The sequence below is a fragment of the Devosia sp. genome (assembly GCF_017307565.1).
Lineage (GTDB): Bacteria > Pseudomonadota > Alphaproteobacteria > Rhizobiales > Devosiaceae > Devosia.
In genome coordinates, this window is the sequence record NZ_JAFKHD010000071.1 from 1 (window position 1) to 19,029 (window position 19,029).

At 62.8% G+C, this 19,029-nt stretch carries 16 protein-coding genes; 7 read left to right on the forward strand and 9 right to left on the reverse strand.

What is annotated here, in order from left to right:
* The first annotated feature begins 378 nt into the window (after positions 1–378).
* From J0I64_RS02135 to J0I64_RS02145, 3 genes are read left to right on the forward strand one after another with little or no spacing between them, the layout of a single operon-like run.
* On the forward strand, positions 379–1,605 hold the full coding sequence (locus tag J0I64_RS02135; RefSeq protein WP_291405977.1) for a urate hydroxylase PuuD: 1,227 nt from the start codon (positions 379–381) through the stop codon (positions 1,603–1,605).
* The gene (guaD, locus tag J0I64_RS02140) at positions 1,602–2,903 is read left to right on the forward strand and encodes a guanine deaminase (RefSeq protein ID WP_291405979.1); all 1,302 of its coding nucleotides are present in this window, start codon (positions 1,602–1,604) and stop codon (positions 2,901–2,903) included. Before J0I64_RS02135 ends, guaD begins: the two co-directional genes overlap by 4 nt.
* A 56-nt stretch (positions 2,904–2,959) precedes the next feature.
* The gene (locus J0I64_RS02145) at positions 2,960–5,122 is read left to right on the forward strand and encodes a malate synthase G (RefSeq protein ID WP_291405981.1); all 2,163 of its coding nucleotides are present in this window, start codon (positions 2,960–2,962) and stop codon (positions 5,120–5,122) included.
* A gap of 44 nt (positions 5,123–5,166) precedes the next feature.
* Here J0I64_RS02145 and J0I64_RS02150 read toward each other — a convergent pair whose 3' ends face one another.
* The 4 genes from J0I64_RS02150 to ade form a co-directional block, all read right to left on the reverse strand.
* Positions 5,167–5,496, reverse strand: coding sequence for a DUF6693 family protein (locus J0I64_RS02150; RefSeq protein WP_291405983.1), 330 nt, complete (start codon positions 5,494–5,496; stop codon positions 5,167–5,169).
* Between the two features lie 82 nt (positions 5,497–5,578).
* Positions 5,579–6,337, reverse strand: a complete 759-nt coding sequence (locus J0I64_RS02155; RefSeq protein ID WP_291405985.1) for a DUF2470 domain-containing protein — start codon at positions 6,335–6,337, stop codon at positions 5,579–5,581.
* Positions 6,338–6,396: 59 nt separating this feature from the next.
* The gene (locus tag J0I64_RS02160; RefSeq protein WP_291405987.1) at positions 6,397–8,025 is read right to left on the reverse strand and encodes a CocE/NonD family hydrolase; all 1,629 of its coding nucleotides are present in this window, start codon (positions 8,023–8,025) and stop codon (positions 6,397–6,399) included.
* Positions 8,026–8,028: 3 nt separating this feature from the next.
* Positions 8,029–9,762: an adenine deaminase gene (gene ade / locus J0I64_RS02165; RefSeq protein ID WP_291405989.1), complete on the reverse strand. Its 1,734-nt coding sequence runs from the start codon at positions 9,760–9,762 to the stop codon at positions 8,029–8,031.
* 95 nt (positions 9,763–9,857) lie between these two features.
* On the opposite strand from ade, the gene J0I64_RS02170 reads away from it, so the two are divergent.
* Complete coding sequence (locus J0I64_RS02170) at positions 9,858–10,019, forward strand: hypothetical protein (RefSeq protein ID WP_291405990.1); 162 nt, start codon at positions 9,858–9,860, stop codon at positions 10,017–10,019.
* Here the strand turns inward: J0I64_RS02170 and J0I64_RS02175 are convergent.
* A complete protein-coding gene (locus J0I64_RS02175; RefSeq protein WP_291405991.1) occupies positions 9,997–11,499 on the reverse strand; it encodes a diguanylate cyclase in 1,503 nt (500 codons plus the stop codon). The two genes, J0I64_RS02170 and J0I64_RS02175, sit on opposite strands and share 23 nt — an antisense overlap.
* Before the next feature lie 166 nt (positions 11,500–11,665).
* On the opposite strand from J0I64_RS02175, the gene J0I64_RS02180 reads away from it, so the two are divergent.
* Positions 11,666–12,712, forward strand: a complete 1,047-nt coding sequence (locus tag J0I64_RS02180) for an NAD(P)-dependent alcohol dehydrogenase (protein WP_291405992.1) — start codon at positions 11,666–11,668, stop codon at positions 12,710–12,712.
* Positions 12,713–12,775: 63 nt separating this feature from the next.
* Positions 12,776–13,354: an MgtC/SapB family protein gene (locus J0I64_RS02185; RefSeq protein ID WP_291405993.1), complete on the forward strand. Its 579-nt coding sequence runs from the start codon at positions 12,776–12,778 to the stop codon at positions 13,352–13,354.
* A 230-nt stretch (positions 13,355–13,584) separates the two neighbouring features.
* Here J0I64_RS02185 and J0I64_RS02190 read toward each other — a convergent pair whose 3' ends face one another.
* Entirely contained in the window at positions 13,585–14,031 is a 447-nt protein-coding gene (locus J0I64_RS02190; RefSeq protein WP_291405994.1) for a hypothetical protein, read from the reverse strand.
* Between the two features lie 267 nt (positions 14,032–14,298).
* On the opposite strand from J0I64_RS02190, the gene J0I64_RS02195 reads away from it, so the two are divergent.
* A complete protein-coding gene (locus J0I64_RS02195; protein WP_291405995.1) occupies positions 14,299–16,059 on the forward strand; it encodes a hypothetical protein in 1,761 nt (586 codons plus the stop codon).
* Here J0I64_RS02195 and J0I64_RS02200 read toward each other — a convergent pair whose 3' ends face one another.
* The 3 genes from J0I64_RS02200 to J0I64_RS02210 are packed head-to-tail and all read right to left on the reverse strand — an operon-like array spanning position 16,060 to position 19,011.
* Entirely contained in the window at positions 16,060–16,392 is a 333-nt protein-coding gene (locus tag J0I64_RS02200) for an SMR family transporter (protein WP_291405996.1), read from the reverse strand.
* A complete protein-coding gene (gene murD, locus J0I64_RS02205) occupies positions 16,389–17,690 on the reverse strand; it encodes a UDP-N-acetylmuramoyl-L-alanine--D-glutamate ligase (RefSeq protein WP_291405997.1) in 1,302 nt (433 codons plus the stop codon). Before murD ends, J0I64_RS02200 begins: the two co-directional genes overlap by 4 nt.
* Positions 17,680–19,011, reverse strand: a complete 1,332-nt coding sequence (locus J0I64_RS02210; protein WP_291405998.1) for a hypothetical protein — start codon at positions 19,009–19,011, stop codon at positions 17,680–17,682. The genes murD and J0I64_RS02210 overlap by 11 nt, the downstream gene beginning before the upstream one ends.
* Between the last annotated feature and the right edge of the window lie 18 nt (positions 19,012–19,029).

Below are 19,029 nucleotides of genomic sequence, written 5' to 3' on the forward strand. Positions count from 1 at the left end.
TCCACATCTTCACCGGCCCGATCAAGGACAATACCGGCACCGAACGCGTCGCCGCCGGTGTGACCATGACCGATGCCGAACTGCTGTCGATGGACTGGTATGTCGAAGGCGTCGAACAGCCGGCGTAACGCTGGTTTCTGACGCGACTATGGGGGGCGGGCGCACGCCTGCCCCTTTTTACGTGAGCCGCCCAAATTTCGGTGATTACCTTCTCCCTTGCGGGAGAAGGTGCCCGAAGGGCGGATGAGGGGTACGCGACCTTTCCAGTCATTCCTCTGCGGAGGACAGAGACCCCTCACCTTGATTTTCTGCTGGACGCAGAAAATCTGTTCCTCTCCCGCAAGGGGCGAGGGAAGGCGCTGTGGTTGAGGTGAGAGAATGCCCGATTATGCGATTTTTTATGAATGGCTGATGTTTGCCGTGCGCTGGCTGCACGTCATCACCGCCATCGCCTGGATCGGGTCGTCCTTCTATTTCATCGCGCTTGATCTTGGGCTGCGCAAGACGCCGAGCCTGCCGCCGCTGGCGCATGGCGAGGAGTGGCAGGTGCATGGCGGGGGCTTCTACCACATCCAGAAATACCTGGTGGCGCCTGAGTTTCTGCCGGAGCACCTGACCTGGTTCAAGTGGGAGAGCTACTGGACCTGGATGAGCGGCGCGATGCTGCTGGCGCTGATCTATTATGTTGGTGCCGATATTTATCTCGTCGATCGCAATGTGCTCGACATTCCGAGCTGGGGCGCGATCCTGCTCTCTGTCGGCTCGATCGTGTTGGGCTGGGTGCTCTATGACACGCTCTGCAAGTCGCCGATCGGTCAATCGACCACCGGGTTGATGCTGGTGCTGTTCGCCATTCTGGTGGCGGCAAGCTGGGGCTACACGCAACTTTTCACCGGGCGGGCGGCCATGCTGCATATGGGCGCGTTTACCGCGACCATCATGGCGGCGAACGTGGCCATGATCATCATTCCTAACCAGAAGATCGTGGTGGCCGACCTCAAGGCGGGGAAGGTGCCCGATGCCAAGTATGGCAAGATCGCCAAGCAGCGATCGCTGCACAACAACTACCTGACGCTGCCCGTTATCTTCTTCATGCTCTCGTCCCACTATCCGCTGGCCTTTGCCACGCAGTGGAACTGGATCATCGCCTCGCTGATCTTCCTCGTCGGCGTGGTCATCCGGCACTATTTCAACACGCGCCATGCGCGGAAGGGCAATCCGCACTGGACCTGGGGCGTCGCGGTTGTCCTGTTCCTCATCATCGCCTGGCTTTCGACGGCCCCGAAACTGCCGGGGGCGGATACCGAGACGCTGGCCAGCGCCACGGGCGAGCGCTTCATGGCGACCGAGCATTTCGCGCTCGCAAGCCAGACTGTGCAGACGCGGTGCGGCATGTGTCACACGGCCGAGCCGGTGTGGCCGGGCGTATACGAAGCGCCGAAGAACGTCATTCTCGACAATGACGTGGCCATCGCCAATCACGCCAAGGATATCGCCATTCAGGCCGGCTATGCCCATGCCATGCCGCCGGGCAATGTTACCGAAATGACGGCGGAGGAGCGGGCGCTGCTGGTCGAGTGGTTCCGCGAGGGTTCGCGCTCATGAGCCGTACGCTGCTGCGCGGGCGCGTGCTGAGCTTTCATCGCGCGCCGGAAGGCATCGAGGATAGGGAGAGCTTTCTCTATCTCGAGGATGGTGCGGTCAGCATCGAGGGCGGGGTTATAGTCGCGGTTGGCGACTTCGCCGCGGCGGAAAAGACCGGGGCGGTGATCGTCGACCACCGGCCGAACCTGATCATGGCCGGCTTCATCGATATGCATCTGCACTATGTGCAGAGCCAGATGATGGCTTCCTATGCCGGTTCGCTGCTCGAATGGCTCAACGGCTATACCTTCATCGAGGAACAGAAATTCTCGCAACAGGGGCATGCCGATGCGGTGGCAGTCGATTTCTACGATGCGCTGATCCGGCACGGTACGACCACGGCCGTCGCCTATTGCTCGAGCCATCCGCGCTCGGTCGATGCGTTCTTTGCCGAGGCGCAGCGGCGCAACATGCTGATGGTCGGCGGCAAGGTGATGATGGATCGCAATGCGCCGGAAGACCTGCTGGACACGGCGCAATCGAGCTATGACGACACCAAGGCGCTGATTGCCCGTTGGCATGGCCGGGGCAGGGGGCTCTATGCCATCTCGCCACGCTTCGCCATCACTTCAACGCCCGAGCAGATGGCGGCGGCGCAGGCGCTCGTCGCCGAACATACTGACTGCTACGTGCAGACACATCTCAGCGAGAACGACGCCGAGATCAGCTATTCCATGGAGCTCTATCCCGATGCGCCGGACTATACGGGCATCTATGAGGGCTATGGGCTACTGACCGAGCGGACGCTGCTGGGCCACTCCATCCACCTCAATCATCGCGAGACCCACGCGATTGCCGAAGCGCGGGCGGTCGCGGTGTTCTGCCCGACCTCCAATCTCTTTCTGGGCTCTGGGCTCTTCGACCGCGAGCGCCTGCTGAAGCAGGGAGTGCGTATCGGCCTCGCGACGGACATCGGGGCCGGGACGAGTTTCTCGATGCTCCGTACGATGGACGAAGGGTTCAAGGTGCTGCAACTGCGCGGTCAGCGCTTCAATCCGCTCGCCTCTTTCCACCTGGCGACGCGTGGCAATGCCGAGGCGTTGGGGCTGGCTGACGCCATCGGCAGCGTAGCAGTGGGTCGGGCTGCGGACCTGGTCGTTCTCGACGCGCGGGCGACGCCGACTATGCGGATGCGCATGACGACGGTCGAGACACTGGCCGAGGAGTTGTTTCTATTGCAGACTTTGGGCGATGATCGCGCCATTGCCGAGGTCTATGTGGCTGGTGCAAGGGCGAAGTCAACGTTAGGCGGGTTGTGACCCGCTGTGCGATGGCCTAAAGCTGTCGCCAACCTGTTACTTTGGGACTCAATGGCATGAGCGACTATCTGACGAAATCCGGCCTTTCCGTGCACCCGTTGCTGGTGGATTTCGTAGAGAAAGAAGCGCTCAAGGGACTTGCCGTTTCGGCCGATCAGTTCTGGGACGGTTTTGCCGCGCTTGTGCGCGAACACGCCCCAACCAATGCCCGTCTCCTCGCCCGGCGCGATGACCTGCAGAGTCAGATCGACGAATGGCACCACAGGTATGGTCCGGTTTCGAACAATGTTCAGGGCTACGAATTCCTGCTCAAGGAAATCGGCTATCTGGTGCCGGAACCCGCCGACTTCACCATCGAGACAGAAAATCTCGATCCGGAAATCTCCAGCGTCTGTGGCCCGCAGCTCGTCGTGCCAGTCTCCAATGCGCGTTATGCGCTGAACGCAGCCAATGCCCGCTGGGGCAGCCTCTATGATGCGCTTTATGGCACCGACGCCATTTCGCGCGATGGCGAGCTGGCACCGGGCAAGGGCCTTAATGCGGCTCGTGCTGCGGCTGTGGTGGCTCGGGCGGCAAAATTCCTTGATGAAAGCGTGCCGCTTGCCTCCGGCAGCCATGCCGATGTGACCGGCTATCACGTGGTCAAGGAAGGCGAGGTGCGCCGTTTTGTGGCCGATACGGCTGCCGGTCGGATCAGCCTGCGCGATGCCGCGGCTTTCGTTGGCTATGGTGGGAATCAAGAGCGCGGCGAAGTCGTGCTGCGCCACAATGGCCTGCATATCATTCTGGTGATCGATCCAAAGAGCCCCATCGGTTCCCTGCACAAGGCAGGCCTTTCCGACGTTGTGGTCGAGTCGGCGCTGACGACCATCCAGGACTGCGAAGACTCCGTTGCTGCTGTCGACGCCGAGGACAAGGTTGGCGTCTATCGCAACTGGCTCGGGTTGATGACCGGGACGCTGGAAGACACCTTCGAGAAGGGCGGGCAGACCGTTACCCGCAAGCTCAAGGCGGACCGCGTCTACAAGGACGTCAATGGCGGCGAACTGGTGCTCAAGGGCCGTTCGCTGCTGCTGGTGCGCAATGTCGGCCACCTGATGACGACCGACGCCGTGCTGCTCGACGGCAAGGCCGTCGGCGAAGGGCTGATGGATGCGGCGGTGACTGCCCTCTGCGCCATGCACGACAAGGGCAACAATTCGCGCACCGGCGCGACCTATGTGGTCAAGCCGAAGATGCACGGCCCGGAAGAAGTGGCTTTCGCCTGCGCGATCTTTGCGTCGGTCGAAACGTTCCTGGGCCTCAAGCCCAACACCATCAAGATCGGCATCATGGATGAGGAGCGTCGCACCTCGGCCAATCTCAAGGCCGCGATCTATGAAGCGCGGCAGCGGGTGTTTTTCATCAATACCGGGTTCCTTGACCGTACGGGCGATGAAATCCACACCTCGATGGAAGCTGGCGCGGTGCTGCGCAAGGATGAGATCAAGTCGGAGCGCTGGATTTCATCCTATGAAGATCGCAATGTGCTGATCGGGCTTGCCTGCGGCTTCTCGGGCAAGGCGCAGATCGGCAAGGGCATGTGGGCCCGGCCCGACGACATGGCTGCCATGATGGATGCCAAGATCGGGCACCCGAATTCCGGTGCAAACACAGCCTGGGTGCCGTCGCCGACGGCCGCGACGCTGCATGCGCTGCACTACCACCAGGTCGACGTTTTCGAAGCACAAACGCGCCGCCATAACCAGGCCGTGCCGTCGCTTTCCGATCTCTTCTCGATGCCGGTGCAGGTGCCCTATTCGCTGAGCCGCGAGGAAATCACGCGCGAGCTGGAGAACAATGCCCAGGGTATTCTGGGCTATGTCGTGCGCTGGGTGCAGCAGGGTGTTGGCTGTTCCAAGGTTCCGGACATCAACAATGTCGGCCTGATGGAAGACCGCGCGACGTGCCGCATTTCCTCGCAGGCCGTGGCGAACTGGCTGCGCCATGGGCTCGTGAGCCGTGACGAAGTCACGTCCACCTTCGAGCGCATGGCAGTGGTTGTCGACCAGCAGAACGAGGGCGACCCGATCTATCGGCCGATGGCCGAGAATTATCAGTCGGTGGCCTTCCAGGCGGCGCTTGATCTGGCGCTCAAGGGTGCCGACCAGCCGAGCGGCTATACCGAGCCGCTGCTCCACGCCGCACGCCGCAAGGTGAAGGCGCGCGACGCGAAGTAGGTCAGTTACAAAAATCCCCGCGGAAGCGGGGATTTTTATTGGGATTAGTAGTAGACGATGCGGGTGTCGTTGAGCAGTACGCGCAGAATTCTGTAAGCGTAGAAGAAGGCAGCGATACCCAGCGTCACGATGATCAGCAGAAACCAGATGATCACGTGGCCGATAGATGAGCCCAAGTTGAATTGGCAATCGAGCTTTCCGATTGCCTTGCCGCTGGCGTCGATGACTTCAGTGCGGTTGAGCACGGCCTTGTTGAAATAATAAGGGAATACGAGCAGCGCGAGACCGAGCGTAACAATGCTCAAAACGATCCAGATAATAACCTGGCCGATGGTCTCAACGAGCCCGAAATCACACCGGAACTTTGCCGGCATGCCTGAATTTCCAAACGATGACATGATATGCCCCCAAATAAAGCGGGGGCATATCTAGTTTCTATTTGGCGATCTGACTAGGTCAGACTTCCATGAAGGCGACGCGGGCGGCGCGGGCCATCTGGACCAGGATCATGTGCATGTCCTGGGGAACGGTGATCGGCTTTTCGAAGAAGATGCGCCTGATATCGTCGCCATTGGCGATGTCGATGCCTTCGGCGTCGATGCCGGTGAGGCCCCACTTGCCCGATGGCGCCTTGGCGAAATGGCGGGCGTAGAGGTCGATGGCCTCGGAGTGATCTTCGTTCATATGCTCGATTGCGCTGGCTTCGGCCGCGGCAAGGGCAGGATCGGCATTGGAAAGCAGGTCGGCGGCGGTCATGGCAAAGGCCTTGCCGAAGCCGCCGTTGAGGCTTGCCGAGAGCGGTTCGAGGCGAACGAAGCGGAAGTCGCCCAGCTGGGCATAGAGCTTCGCCTTGGGCTGATGGGCGAGATAGCGCGCCGCGATGCGCTGGCTGTCGGCATCGTCGCGCTCAAGGATATTGGCATTGGCGGCAATGGACATGCGGGCATAGGCCAGCGGGTCGCCCTTGCCGGGTTCGCCGAGGAGAAGCGAGCAGCGACCATCGGCCTTGAGCGCCGGGAAATGCGCAGCGAGCCCGGAGATCAGCAGGGTGGGGGCGCCGTCGAAATCGGTGGAGACGCCGACGCGCGTTACCTGCGGGGCGCCGGTTTCGGGATCGAGCGTTGCCAGCGCGCCAAAGCGGGCCGAGCGGATCATGGTCTTGGCCTGACGGCGGGCGTCGTCGCCGGTTGGTTGCAGGACTGATTTTTCTTCCATGGTGCTTGTTCCCTCAAATGGTCTGGGGGCACTACGGGATTAAATGGTGATAGTCAATGTCATGTTAAATCGAAAGACGGCAGCGTGATGCCGGTGCCATCGCGCACGATCTCGATGTCGTTGGCGAGCAGGGTTTGGGCGGTGCTGATCGGCTCGCTGGTGCCGTGATTGCGCGCGTAGCGCGGGTGGGCGCCGGAGGCGATCAACAGGCGCAGGCGGTGGCCGGCGAGGAAGCTGTGGGCCGTGGCGTGCAGCGGGAACGTCAGCGACCAGGAGCCGTCTTCGTTGCGTGGCGTTTCCGGGGTTACGCGCAACATACCATCGCAGATATTGGTCGAGACACCATCCGAACTAACGTCGGAAAGGCGCACGAAGAAGTCGCAATGGGGCAGGCTCGCCCGGGCGTGGATGCGGACGTGACATTGGCCGATGATGGTCAGAGGGCGGAGGAGTGGGGTGCCGGTATAGGTGAGGACGTCCGGTCGCGCTTCGAGCGGGGCATTGTCGACAGCGCCGGCGCCGGTGAAGGCGAAGATGGCGCCGCCGAGGTTGGGCGTGGGATCGTTGGGATCGTAGCGGTAGGTGTCGCTGCCCTCTTGTGCGCCGGTGCCGTCGAGCAGTTGCCGGTCGGCAGCGATCGAGAAATTGACGGGTGACGGCGGGCCGGGCGGATAGCGGTCGAACTCATACCAGTTGTTTTCGCCCGAGATGTGGATGCGCACCGGATTTTTACGCAGGCCCGAGTCGTCGCCGAGGAGCTTGGCGCGCATCCAGAACAGGGTTTCGCGCAGGTTGTCGCGCTGCAATTCCTCGGCGATGTGAAACCAGGTGCCGATGGTGAGGTAGGGCGTGTGGCCGAGCTCCACCAACCGCTGATAGTCGGCCAGCAGTGGATCGACCATGAAGTCGTACCAGCCGGAGATGAAATGTACCGGTGGGGTCGTGCTGGAAATGCGGTCGCTGTGATCAATCTCCGCCCAGAACGCATCATTGCCGATGGCATGCTCGAACCAGTCGCGCCAGAAGCCGACCTTGTGGCCGACGGCGACCTTGTCGGCCTCGACAAGCGGCAGGACGGCGGCGGCGCGATCGGTCCGGCGCTCGATGACGCCGGAGAACATGCGAGCGGCAGTCGCGAGTGGGCGATTGCGCAGGCCCTCAATGACCTGCACCCAGGAGAGCCAGAGATTGAGGTGGAAGGCGCCGGAGGGGAAGACGACGGGACGGAAATTGGAGGTCGTGACCTTGGTTGCCATGGCGGCCACGGGTGGCAGGGCGTCGGAGATGGCCCATTGCGCGTAGCCGAGATAGCTGGGGCCCGTGAGGCCGATGCGGCCATCGAACCAGGGCTGGGCCTTGATCCAGTTGAGCGTGGCGAGGCCATCGGCGCGCTCATTGGCGAAGGGGTCGAATTCGCCGCCGGAGCGCTCGGTGCCGCGGCATGCCTGGATGACTACGTGGAAACCGCGCTCGGCATAGGCCTCGCAGATGGCGCTGAACCCGCGCCGCCCATAGGGCAGGCGCATGAGAATGGTCGGGTGGGGACCATCGGCGCGGGGCGCATAGTGGTCGGTCTTGAGGATGACGCCGTCATCCATGGTGAGGGAAATGCCGCGCGTCTTGGTCACCCCATTGAGCCGGGGCGGCAGGTCTTCGACCCAGGCAAGATAGAGCGAGGCGAGGCCCATGGATCAGCTCACGAAATCGAACTTGTCGACGTCGAAGAGTCCACGGTCGGTCATCTTGAGGTGCGGAATGACCGGCAGAGCAAGGAAGGCGACCTGCAGGAACGGCTCGGGCAGGACGCAATCGAGCGCCTTCGCCGCATCGCGCAGATGGTGGAGGTCGTGCGCCACGTCTTCGAAGTTTTTGAGGCTCATGAGCCCGCCGATGGGCAGGGCCAGTTCTGCCGTAACCTTGCCGCCGTCGGCAGTGACGAAGCCGCCGCCCAGTTCGATGAGCCGATTGACGGCGACGGCCATGTCCTCGTCGGTGGCGCCGACGACGGTGATGTTGTGGCTGTCGTGCCCGACCGACGACGCAATGGCGCCGCGCTTGAGGCCGAAGCCGGTGACGAAGGAGCGGCCGATATTGCCGTTCTTGCCGTGGCGTTCGATGACGGCGACCTTGATGACGTCGGCCTCGAGGTCGGGTTGCAGGCCCTTGTCGGATGAGGCGAGTGAGGCTTCCTCGCGGAAGGTGAGGATCAGGCCCGGCTTGACGCCGATGACAGGTACGCGGTTCTGGCCGGGCTTGGGTTCGGTGATGAAGGCTTCTGCGGTGACCGGCTTGGCCTTGACCGAAGTGAGGCCCACCGGCGTGACGGTGCCGCGGGTTTCAAAGAGGGCGGGCGCGACGACGCGGCCGGCGGCAATCACGTCTGACACGCGGCAATCTTCGAGGCTGTCGACAATGGCGATATCGGCGCGCCAGCCGGGGCCGAGGAGGCCACGATCCCGAAGGCCGAAAATCCGGGCGGCGGAGTGACTGGCGGCACGATAGACGTGATGCAGCGGCCGGCCCATGGCGATCAGGCGGCGAATGGAGCTGTCGAGATGACCTTCCTCGGCGATGTCGAGCGGGTTGCGGTCGTCGGTGCAGAGCGCGACGAAGGCGGAGGTGTTCTCGTCGAGAATTTCGGCGAGGGCCACGAGGTCTTTCGACACCGAGCCTTCGCGAATGAGAATGGCCATGCCCTTGGCCAGCTTTTCGCGCGCTTCGGCGGCGCTGGTGGCTTCATGGTCTGTGCGGATGCCGGCGGCGAGATAGCCATTGAGCCCCATACCCCGCAGCAGGGGGGCGTGACCGTCGATGTGGCTGTCCTGGAAGGCGACGAGTTTGGCAAGAATGCCGGGGTCAGCATTGAGCACGCCAGGAAAGTTCATCATCTCGGCAAGGCCGAGGGCCTTGGGGTGGCTGCGGAAGGGCAGCAAGTCTTCTATTTCGAGCTGGGCGCCTGCGGTCTCGAATGGCGTTGCCGGCACGCAAGAGGAGAGGTTGACCCGCACATCCATGATGGTGTGCTCGGAACTGTCGAGGAAATAGCGAATGCCCTCGGCGCCGAGAACATTGGCGATCTCGTGTGGATCGCAGAGGGCCGTGGTCACGCCATGGGGGAGGACGCAGCGGTCGAATTCAAGCGGGATAACCAGCGAGGACTCGATGTGCAAGTGCGTGTCGATGAAACCGGGAACGGCGAAACGGCCGGTGCCGTCCAGCTCGACCTTGCCCTCATAGCGGGCATGGGTGCCAACGATGCGATCGGCCACGATGGCGATGTCGGTGGTGGTGATCGCCCCGGTGATGACGTCCAGCATGCCGACATTGCGGATCACCAGATCCGCCGGTTCCTTGCCCTGTCCGGCCATGATCATGCGGGTGAGGAGGGCGGGGGTGGTCATGGTTTCGGTCTTTCTGGTGGTCATGCCGGAAGGTCGGCCGCCGCGCCCGCTGCGTCAAGCCCCGCGGAACCCTGCCAGCCGGCAGGCGTTGGATTCACGAGGCTTTTGGGAGAGAACTTATGGAAACCTATGATCCGCACAAAAGCACAACCGAAGTACGCCAGGCCAGTCCGCGCAAGATGAATGTCCGGGTACTCGCCATGTCGCTGGCCGGTGTCATCGTCGCCTTTGTGATTATCTACATCGTCTACAGTATGGCTATGTCGGGCCCTGCGAACTGACCGGAGTGGTGTCTGAGCGCCGGGCGATGAATGCCTCGCGCAACTGGGCATCCAGCCGGGCGGGCTCATTGGTATCGCCCGAGCCGTAGATGCAGTAGCGGTTGCGCCCACCGTTCTTGGCGCGATAGAGCGCGTCGTCAGCAAAGCGGATGAGTTCGGTCTGATCGTGTGCCAGGTCCGGCGCCGTGGCGATGCCGATGCTGACGCCGATGCGCGAGACCCCGGCGGCCAGCGAGATCGGCCTTGCCAGGGCGTCGATGATGGACTGCGCCAGTGCGGCGGGTTGGCCGTGGCCCGAGATACCGGTTTGGACAATGGCGAATTCGTCGCCGCCGAGACGGATCAGGGTGTCATGGGGGCCGAGCAGCGGCTGGATGATTGCGCCGATGCGCATGAGCAGTTCGTCGCCGGCCTGATGGCCCATCGTGTCGTTGACTTGCTTGAACTTGTCGAGGTCAAGCGCCAGGACGGCAAGGCTTGGGGTGGATTTTCTTCCAGTCGGGAAATTTTCAGCGAGCTTGAGGTGGAAGAGACCGCGATTGCCGAGGCCGGTCAGCGGATCGTGCAAGGCCCGGTGGCTCGCATCTTCGCGCTCGGCGTTGAGCTGGGAGAGGGCCGTGTGGAGGCTCCGAAGCAGCAGGCCGACGATGACGATGCCGATGGCCAGTGCGGTCAGCAGCGCGGGCAGCGTGACGCCCACAAGCCTAGCGCCGGGTGTTTCCGGTTGCCAGGCGATCCAGGCCACGGGCTGCCGATCCTGGCCGAGCACGGGGAGGCTTGCGGTGGTCGTCGGCTCGGTGAGGACGAAGGTGGGATTGGCGATGAGGTATTGGTCGCCGAGATAGCTGGCCAGTTCCGCATTGAGCAGCAGGATAGACACATAGAGCGGCTCGGTGCCGGCGGGCATGGTGTAGTCGCCGCTGTAGGAGAGGATCGGCATGACGGCGATCAGCGCCGGCTGGCCTTCCAGCATGGCAAATTCCATTGCCTGGGGAGCGGTGTCGCTTACGCCCGAATTGTAGGCGGCAATGGCGGCCTGGCCATCGAGGCTCTGGAGGCGCTCGAAAAACGGCGTCAGGTCAGGGACGTATTCCGACGCCGTCGAGGGCGCGACCTGGCCGCCTTCACGGATCGCCATGACGGGGCTAAGGCTGGAATCGAAGACGTAGACGCGATTGTGCCCAAAAGTGTCGAAGGCGTTGACGCCCAGGTTTTCGGCCAGCCAGCGCCAGTCGCCATCCTCATAGGCCGTAACGGCGTCGTCCCATACGGCCAGCTCGGCCTGGGCGATATACATCTGGGTCTTGAGCTCTTCAAAGGCGCGGTCGAGCAGTTGCTGCTCGCGCGCCAAGGCGTCGCCGTCGATCTGCTGAACCGACCAGGCCAGAAAGCCTGCCAGAGCCAGAATGGTCATGCCGGTTGCCGCCACGATGGGCAGGAGGAACCGGGCCTTGAAATGCGTTGTGTCCCGCAACTGCACTATCGCCCCCAGAAATTCGGCCGACTTTCGGGCGCGGGCCGTTAGCGGAGAGTGAATCCGTGCGGGAGCGGGCAATTCTGGGTTAATGCGTTGTTTCGGCTGGTGAAGCTCTGGCGGTTGCCCATGTGATGGGCTAATGCTCGCAAACTGGATTTTGGAGGATGCCATGGCCAAGGTGCGCGCGCTGGTGCTGGAAAAGCAGCATGAACTCAATCTGCGCGAGATCGACCTGCCGCTCGAGGTCGGCCCCGGCATGGTGCGGATCGCGATCCACACGGTCGGCGTTTGTGGTTCGGACGTGCACTACTATACCCATGGCCGGATCGGACCCTTCGTGGTGGACGCGCCGATGGTGCTCGGCCACGAAGCGGCGGGCACGGTTGTCGAGGTGGGGGAGGGCGTGAGCCACCTCAAGGTCGGCGATCGGGTCTGCATGGAGCCGGGCATTCCTGACCCAAGCTCGCGCGCCTCGCGGCTCGGCATGTACAATGTCGATCCGGCCGTGCGCTTCTGGGCGACTCCGCCAATCCACGGCGTGCTGACGCCCGAAGTCGTGCACCCGGCCAATTACACGTTCAAGCTGCCTGACAATGTGAGCTTTGCTGAAGGCGCTATGGTCGAGCCGTTCGCTGTGGGCATGCAGGCAGCGAGCAAGGCCCGAATTTCGCCCGGTGACACGGCCGTGGTGCTTGGCGCAGGGCCGATCGGCACGATGGTGGCGCTGGCCGCCCTCGCCGGCGGTTGTGCCCGGGTGGTCGTGGCCGATCTTGCCCAACCCAAGCTCGATATCGCTGCGCAATACCAGGGCATCATTCCGGTCAATATCCGGGAGACGAATCTGGTCGGAAAGGTTGGTGAATTGACCGAGGGCTGGGGCGCGGACGTGGTGTTCGAGTGTTCGGGCTCGCCGCGCGCCTGGGAAACCATCATGGACCTGCCGCGGCCGGGCGGCGCCATCGTGGTGGTGGGGCTGCCGGTGGAACCAACCAAGGTCGATATCGCCGCCGCCTCGACCAAGGAACTGCGGATCGAGAACGTCTTTCGCTATGCGCACCAGTATGACCGGGCGATCGCGTTGATTGCCTCGGGCAAAGTCGACCTGAAGCCGCTGATTTCGGAAACCTTCGGCTTTGAAGACGCAAAGGCTGCCTTCGATCGGGCAGTGGAAGCGCGGCCGAGCGACGTAAAACTGCAGATACGCGTCGCTTCCTGAGGCGGAACCAAGTCCATGCCCCGGAGATTGTGACGGCAGCGTCACTTTCAGGAGTTTTGGGGCATGGATACTGGCAATGCGTTTGGGCTGACCCAGACCTATCTGGCCGAGCACATCATCGCCATTCGGCTGATCATCGCCGCGCTTTGTGGTGCGGTCATCGGCTTTGAGCGCGAGGTGCGGACAGCTGAGGCGGGGCTGCGGACGCATATTCTGATCGCCGTGGCGGCCGCGCTCTTTACCATTCTCACCTTCGAGATTTTTCACACCATCGGGGGCGGTTCGGAGTCGCGGGCCGATCCCATTCGTGCGGTCGAGGCGGTTACGGCAGGGATTGCGTTCCTTGGGGCCGGCGCCATTTTTCGAGCGGGCGGTGGTGTGCAGGGGTTGACGACCGGCGCAGGCATGTGGCTCGCGGGGGCCGTTGGCGTTGCCTGTGCGTTGGGGTTTTATACGATAGCTGCCGGCACGACCGTGCTGGCCGTCGTCGTGTTGGCGGCGCTGCGTGCGGTGTCGCATCGGCTTATTGGTCACAAGGCGGGCGAGGACCAAGCTCTGCAGGTTATGCGGGAAGATGAAGCGGGCACATGGGGCCGCGGGGAGAAGCATGATAGGCCGCCCGACGGCGCAAAGGGACAGTAGCGCTGCCAGGCCTGATGCTTCTCCCCCCGTACGGTTGCGATCGGGAGGTATCGCCACCGTGCCCCCACGCCAGTTCTCTTGGAGCCGAACCGGCGATGCGGACGTCGATGGTGCAGATCGACGCCCGTGTTTTGAGTGCGGAGAGCAACGCTTGGGAATGCAGGATCGCGGTGGGAGCCGGATCTAGCAGCGCTGCTCTCCGTAAGGCACGTAACCTGTGGACGCAGGAGTCACATGCCAACAGCATCCAGGCGCTCACTGCGCGCCCAGAAATCGGTGATGGCGGCCAGTTCATGCCTATAGGCATTGACTTCGGGCTGCCGGAAGAAGACGGCGGCGGCACCGGCTTCGTGATACATCATGCGCACCGCCCGACTGGTGGGCGGCACCATCACCACCACGGCAACACCCTTTTGGTGTAGCCAGGCCTGGTGGCGACGAACGAACTCAACATTGGCATTGCTGTGGCCCTTGAGGTCCACGACCAGCAGGTCCGGCCAGTGCGAGCGCGGGTCGCTCAACTCACCAGCCAGCTCCGCGAGGCCTTCCACTTCGTCGCCATAGTGGCGCACGGAAGGGCCGTCATTGGCAGCCAACATACGCATGAACAGGTGTGCGGAATGGCCGTCATCGTCGATCAGCCCAATGAAGGGCGATTGTTGAAGCCTGTCGGTCACACGCTGCTCCTGCCCGTGTTTTCAACGGGCAATTTACTCTTGTGGACAAACATGCGGCCGCCGCGCCGCATGCAAGTTCAGAAACGCTTTGGTGGTTTCGTCTCGGCAGGGCCTGGCTGCCGGGAGGAGTGCCGGACTAATCGACCCGACGTCCGCCATATGAGGGAGGTCGGGCGAGGCGGGTAGGCAAACTCGCGTAAAATGAGAGTAAGTCGCTCTTGCTTTTTACATGTTAGCAATGACTATTAACCTCCCAGTGGGGGTAAAATGGTCGATGACCGGGACGACAAGGATGCGGTGCTCGCGGCACTGGATCGCCTGACGGCGTGGTCAGAAATGGCCAGGTCGCCGCAACTCACTCGTTTTCTTGAATACATCGTCAAACGCCGACTCGATGGCGACACCCAATCGATCAAGGCCTATTCGATCGCCGTTGACGTCTTCGGGCGGCCTTCGGACTTCGATCCGCAGACCGACCCGATCGTGCGCGTGCAGGCGAGGCGTCTCCGGGCGCTGCTGGATCAATACTATCGGGGCCCCGGCGCCGAGGAAAAGCTTCAGATCACCTTGCCGATCGGGCGCTATGTGCCTGATTTCATTGTCGCGGATGGGACCGGTCCGGCCCCCCCGGCGCGGCGCGGGCAGAGGACTTTCGATAAAGAACTCGACGCGGCGCTGGCGGCGCCGAGACGCAAGGGGCACGTGACCATTTCGTGGTTCGTGCTGCTCGTCATCGCCATTGGGGCGGCGGCGCTGGCCTATTCGCTCTCGACCTGGGGGCCGCGGCAGGTGCAGACGGAGGCGCGGAACGGCCTCATACAGCAGCCGCACCTGCGGATCATGGAGTTTCAGAATCTCACGGATGACCCGACGATTACAGCGGCTGTTTCGGGTCTGGCGGTCGATCTCGTGGACCGGCTGGAGCCCCTTCGGTTCCTCGTTGTCGACTATGGGGGGCGTGGGGAGGCAAATTCTGCGCCGATGCCGGCTGATGGCTATGTGCTCACCGGCATCGTGCGTCGCGACCCTGCTGTGCCTGCCAATTTACAGTACAGCGTGATTCTGACCGACCTCTCGACCAATAGCGTGATCTGGAATCGATCGCTGATTCTGACCGAGGAGCAGCTATCCGATCCGGGTCGAATCGATCGGCTCTCGATCGATCTTCTGGCCGTGCTCGGTAATCCTCGCGGCCCCTTGCACACGCGTGCGCGGCAGTTTCTCAGCCGGAACACGCTTTCGGGTGGAGAGAACCTTTATCTCTGCCGGCAGCTTTTCACCATGTATCGGGAGACGTCGACCCTCGGCGCGGCGGAGCGGGCGAAGTCCTGCTATGGCGCGCTTTCGGTCGAGGATCGGAATACCGGTGTAGCGCTGGCGGTGATGGCGAGCCTGACTGCCGAGGAGAACGAATTCGGCACATCGACGCCGACAACGCGGCTGGAGCGTTTTCGTACGGCGAACGAGTTGCTGGCACAAGCGGTGCAGGTTTCGCCGACCAGTAGTTTCGTTTGGGAGCAGCGCGCCCGGCTTTACGAAGCACAGGGAGAGCATGCCCAGGCGGAAGCCGCCTATGGCACCTCTCTCCAATCCAACCCGTCCAACATGGATGCGCTCGCGGCCCATGCGCGGCACATGGCCTTCATCGGGCAGCTCGACCAGGCCATCGTCATCGCCCAGCGAGCGCTCAGTGCCTACACGATCATTCCTGACTGGTACTATGGCGTGCCGACGCTGGCGGCTCTTCGGGAGGGCGATTTCGCCAAGGCGGCACGCTATGCCGAAATCTATGCCCGCGCGGATCGCGAGATCGGGCCGATCCTTGCCATCATGGCGGCGCAGGGGGCGGGGGATGACGCACAGGTGGCGCGCCAATTGCCCCGCGTGCTGGAGGTGCAGAGCTTCCGCAATGTCGGCATCATCACGCAGTTGAGGCGGCGGATTACCGACAGCGCGCTCCTTGACCGCATCCGCACGGCGCTGTTTGACGCGGGCGTGCCGCCGATCTCGCTAGTGACCGCCTTCTGATCAGTGGGCGCTTGAGTGGCTGAAAAGGTTGATCACCAGCACCCCGGCGAGGATCAGGCCGATGCCGATCAGCGCCGGTAGGTCGAGCGTCTGGCCGTAGGCGAAGAAGGCGATGATCGAAACGAGGATGATGCCGACGCCAGACCAGATGGCGTAGCCGATGCCGACCGGGATGGTCTGGAGCGCCAGCGAGAAGAAGTAGAAGGTCACGCAATAGCCCACCACCACGACGACGGACGGGACGAGCTGGGTAAAGCCGGCCGAGGCGCGCAGGAATGAGGTGGCGATCACTTCGCCGACGATGGCGATGGCGAGATAGGCGGCACCGTTCATGATTGTGCGTCCGAAAAATGGGTTTTGCAGAGTTCTACGAAGCGATGCCCGCGCTCTTCGAAATTCTTGAACTGGTTATAGGACGGGGCGCCTGGCGAGAGGATGACAGTGTCGAAGCGGTCACGCTTTTCTTCCAGAGCGGCGACGGCAGCGTCGAGGTCGGGCACTTCTGTCACGTCGATATCGGGCGCGGCCTTGCGTGCGGCGGCGGCGAGGCGTTCGCCGGTTACGGGCAGGGTGACTAGCGTCGTCACGCCGCGCTGGCTCAGGAGCGTTGCAAGTTCAGCATAGTCCTGCTGGCGCTCGTGGCCGCCAGCGATCAGGGCAATGCGGCGAGCCGGATAGGCGGCGAGGGCGGCCTTGGTCGCTTCGGGTGTCGTGGAGATGGAATCGTTGACTATGGTGACGTCGCCGAAACGATGCTCTTCGAGTCTGTGGGGCAAGGGGCGGAACGCGGCAATGCCTGCCAGAACGCCATCCATGCTGGCGCCAACGGCGAAGGCGATTTCGGCGGCGAGGACGGCGTTGTCGAGGTTGTGCGCGCCCTTGAGGCGGGACCGCGACACGGCGCCTTCGATGGCCATGGCCTGTTCGGCGGAGAGCGGCTTTACGAGCCGTCGGTGGTCGCGCACTGCCTTGGCGACGCGGGCGTTCGCGGCGGCGGCCTGACCGAGGGCAACGGCGAAGTTGCCGTCGCGGTCAACGAGGTTGAGCTTGTCGTCGTAATAGCGCTCGACCGAGCCGTGCCAGTCGACATGCTCGGGGTAGAGATTGGTGATGGCCGCCACGTCAGGGATAAAGCCCATATCGGCGGTCTGGTAGCTTGAGAGCTCGAAGACGACGATGGCGTGTTTGTCCGCGATTTCGAGCGGCGCGAGGCCGACATTGCCGGCAAGGCCCGCGTCGAGGCCGGAGCGTACCAGCATCAGGTGGACGAGCGTCGCCGTTGTCGACTTGCCCTTGGTGCCGGAGATGGCGATGACCGTGCGATCGGCACGATAGGTCGCACCCCAGAGGTTGAGGTTCGAGGTGATCGGGATGCCGGCGGCCGAAGCCTCGGCGAAAAAGGGCTTGTAGCGCGAGACACCGGGGCTTTTGACGATGCTGCCGAAGCGGCGGGCGGCAATTGCCGCGGACAGGTCGGACGGCGCGATGGCTTCGGTATCCGGAATGTCGGTGGAGCCGGAATCGACCGTGACGAAGATCTTCAGGTCCGGCTGCAGGCGGTGCAGGAAGTGCCGGGTGGAATTGGCTTCGCGGCCGGCGCCATAGAGCAGAACGGGCTCGTCAAACCGCATAGGCGGCCACCTTGGCGGCGAGCGCCGGAGGAATGTGGTGGTCGTGGCTATCGGTGAGGCATTCGGCCATGGCCAATTGCAGCCGCTCCTCGCCATATTGGGCGAAGAGATCGGCCTTTACGGCGCGCACGACGGCGTCTTCGTGCCAATCGGCGTGTCGGGTCAGCGTGTAGAAACAGGCGGCCGCTTCGAGGATTTCGCCCACGCATTCCCAAGGTTTCTGGCCGGCAAGGCCGGACAGTTCACGGAAAGAGCGTTCGTATTCAGGCACATCAAGCAGGTTCTTGCCGAAAATCCTGAGCAGACGCTCTTTCGACATGAAAGGGGCGAAGATCAGGAAAACGAAGTGGCACTTCGGGCACTCGCCGCACCAGAGCGGGCCATCGTTGCCCGTGAGGCGGAAGTTGCGATTGCAGCTCGAAAAGACCGAGTCGAACCGCTGGCCCTGGGTGAACAGCGAGGCGATCCGCGCTTCCGAATAGGGGCGCAGCAGCGAAAAATACTTCAGGGCGCCGCCGGTCGCGTTGGCGAGGATGTCGGCAATCAGCAGCTCGAAGCCGAGGGATTTTGAGTATTGGTGGTTGGTTTCGCGGCCATCGAACTCGACATTGCCTTCGCTGGCCGAGCGCTCATTGCTCAGCACGATCTGGTCGTAGCCAAAGAGCAGAGCGCAGAGCGAGGCGATCATCGAGTTGATCGCGGTCGAGGGAACGTGGCCGTTATAGTATCCGGGTTCCTTGCCAAGCCGGATCATTTCGGGGTCGAGCTTGCGCATCACATAGACGGGCTGGCGGCCGATGGCCTCGACCGAGGTGATTATCGGGCCCTTGGGATTGACCGCGAAGGGCGTGAAATCGACGCCGACATGGCTCAGGAGTTCGACGCTGACCAGCGAATCCTTGCCGCCGCCGATGGGCAGCAGGGTGCGTTCGGGCAGGGTAGGGGCGGGTTTGCGCGAGACGCCATCTTCGGCCGTGCTCAGTTTCAGGCGACCAAAACGGGCGAGATTGTTGCGGGCGTAGAATTCCCCGAGGCCGTTTTCGTAGACATCGATGACGAAAGCGCGCTCGGCCTCGGTCAGCTTGATGTCCGGGGCCGTGATGTCGAAGGGCGCGCGCAGCTTGAAGTAGCTTACGCCCAGAACGAAGGCCGTGAGGTCGAGCAGCTTGCGGAAAGCGGGGCTTTCAGCCGCTTCCGGCCGGGTGATGTTCGGCAGATCCAGAACTTCGGTGAAGTTCAGTTCGCCTAGGCGATAGGCGAAGCGAGCTTCGCCGGTGCTTGCGTCAAAACTCGGCGGCAGAATGGAAAAGGATTCGGTCACGGGCAACTCACGCGGCTT

What these genes read in the sequence shown, in the direction of transcription:
- J0I64_RS02135 (WP_291405977.1), top strand. Translation starts at nt 379, where the DNA reads ATGCCCGATTATGCGATTTTTTATGAATGGCTGATGTTTGCCGTGCGC.
- guaD (WP_291405979.1), top strand. Translation starts at nt 1,602, where the DNA reads ATGAGCCGTACGCTGCTGCGCGGGCGCGTGCTGAGCTTTCATCGCGCG.
- J0I64_RS02145 (WP_291405981.1), top strand. Translation starts at nt 2,960, where the DNA reads ATGAGCGACTATCTGACGAAATCCGGCCTTTCCGTGCACCCGTTGCTG.
- J0I64_RS02150 (WP_291405983.1), bottom strand. Translation starts at nt 5,496, where the DNA reads ATGCCGGCAAAGTTCCGGTGTGATTTCGGGCTCGTTGAGACCATCGGC.
- J0I64_RS02155 (WP_291405985.1), bottom strand. Translation starts at nt 6,337, where the DNA reads ATGGAAGAAAAATCAGTCCTGCAACCAACCGGCGACGACGCCCGCCGT.
- J0I64_RS02160 (WP_291405987.1), bottom strand. Translation starts at nt 8,025, where the DNA reads ATGGGCCTCGCCTCGCTCTATCTTGCCTGGGTCGAAGACCTGCCGCCC.
- ade (WP_291405989.1), bottom strand. Translation starts at nt 9,762, where the DNA reads ATGACCACCAGAAAGACCGAAACCATGACCACCCCCGCCCTCCTCACC.
- J0I64_RS02170 (WP_291405990.1), top strand. Translation starts at nt 9,858, where the DNA reads ATGGAAACCTATGATCCGCACAAAAGCACAACCGAAGTACGCCAGGCC.
- J0I64_RS02180 (WP_291405992.1), top strand. Translation starts at nt 11,666, where the DNA reads ATGGCCAAGGTGCGCGCGCTGGTGCTGGAAAAGCAGCATGAACTCAAT.
- J0I64_RS02185 (WP_291405993.1), top strand. Translation starts at nt 12,776, where the DNA reads ATGGATACTGGCAATGCGTTTGGGCTGACCCAGACCTATCTGGCCGAG.
- J0I64_RS02195 (WP_291405995.1), top strand. Translation starts at nt 14,299, where the DNA reads ATGGTCGATGACCGGGACGACAAGGATGCGGTGCTCGCGGCACTGGAT.
- J0I64_RS02200 (WP_291405996.1), bottom strand. Translation starts at nt 16,392, where the DNA reads ATGAACGGTGCCGCCTATCTCGCCATCGCCATCGTCGGCGAAGTGATC.
- murD (WP_291405997.1), bottom strand. Translation starts at nt 17,690, where the DNA reads ATGCGGTTTGACGAGCCCGTTCTGCTCTATGGCGCCGGCCGCGAAGCC.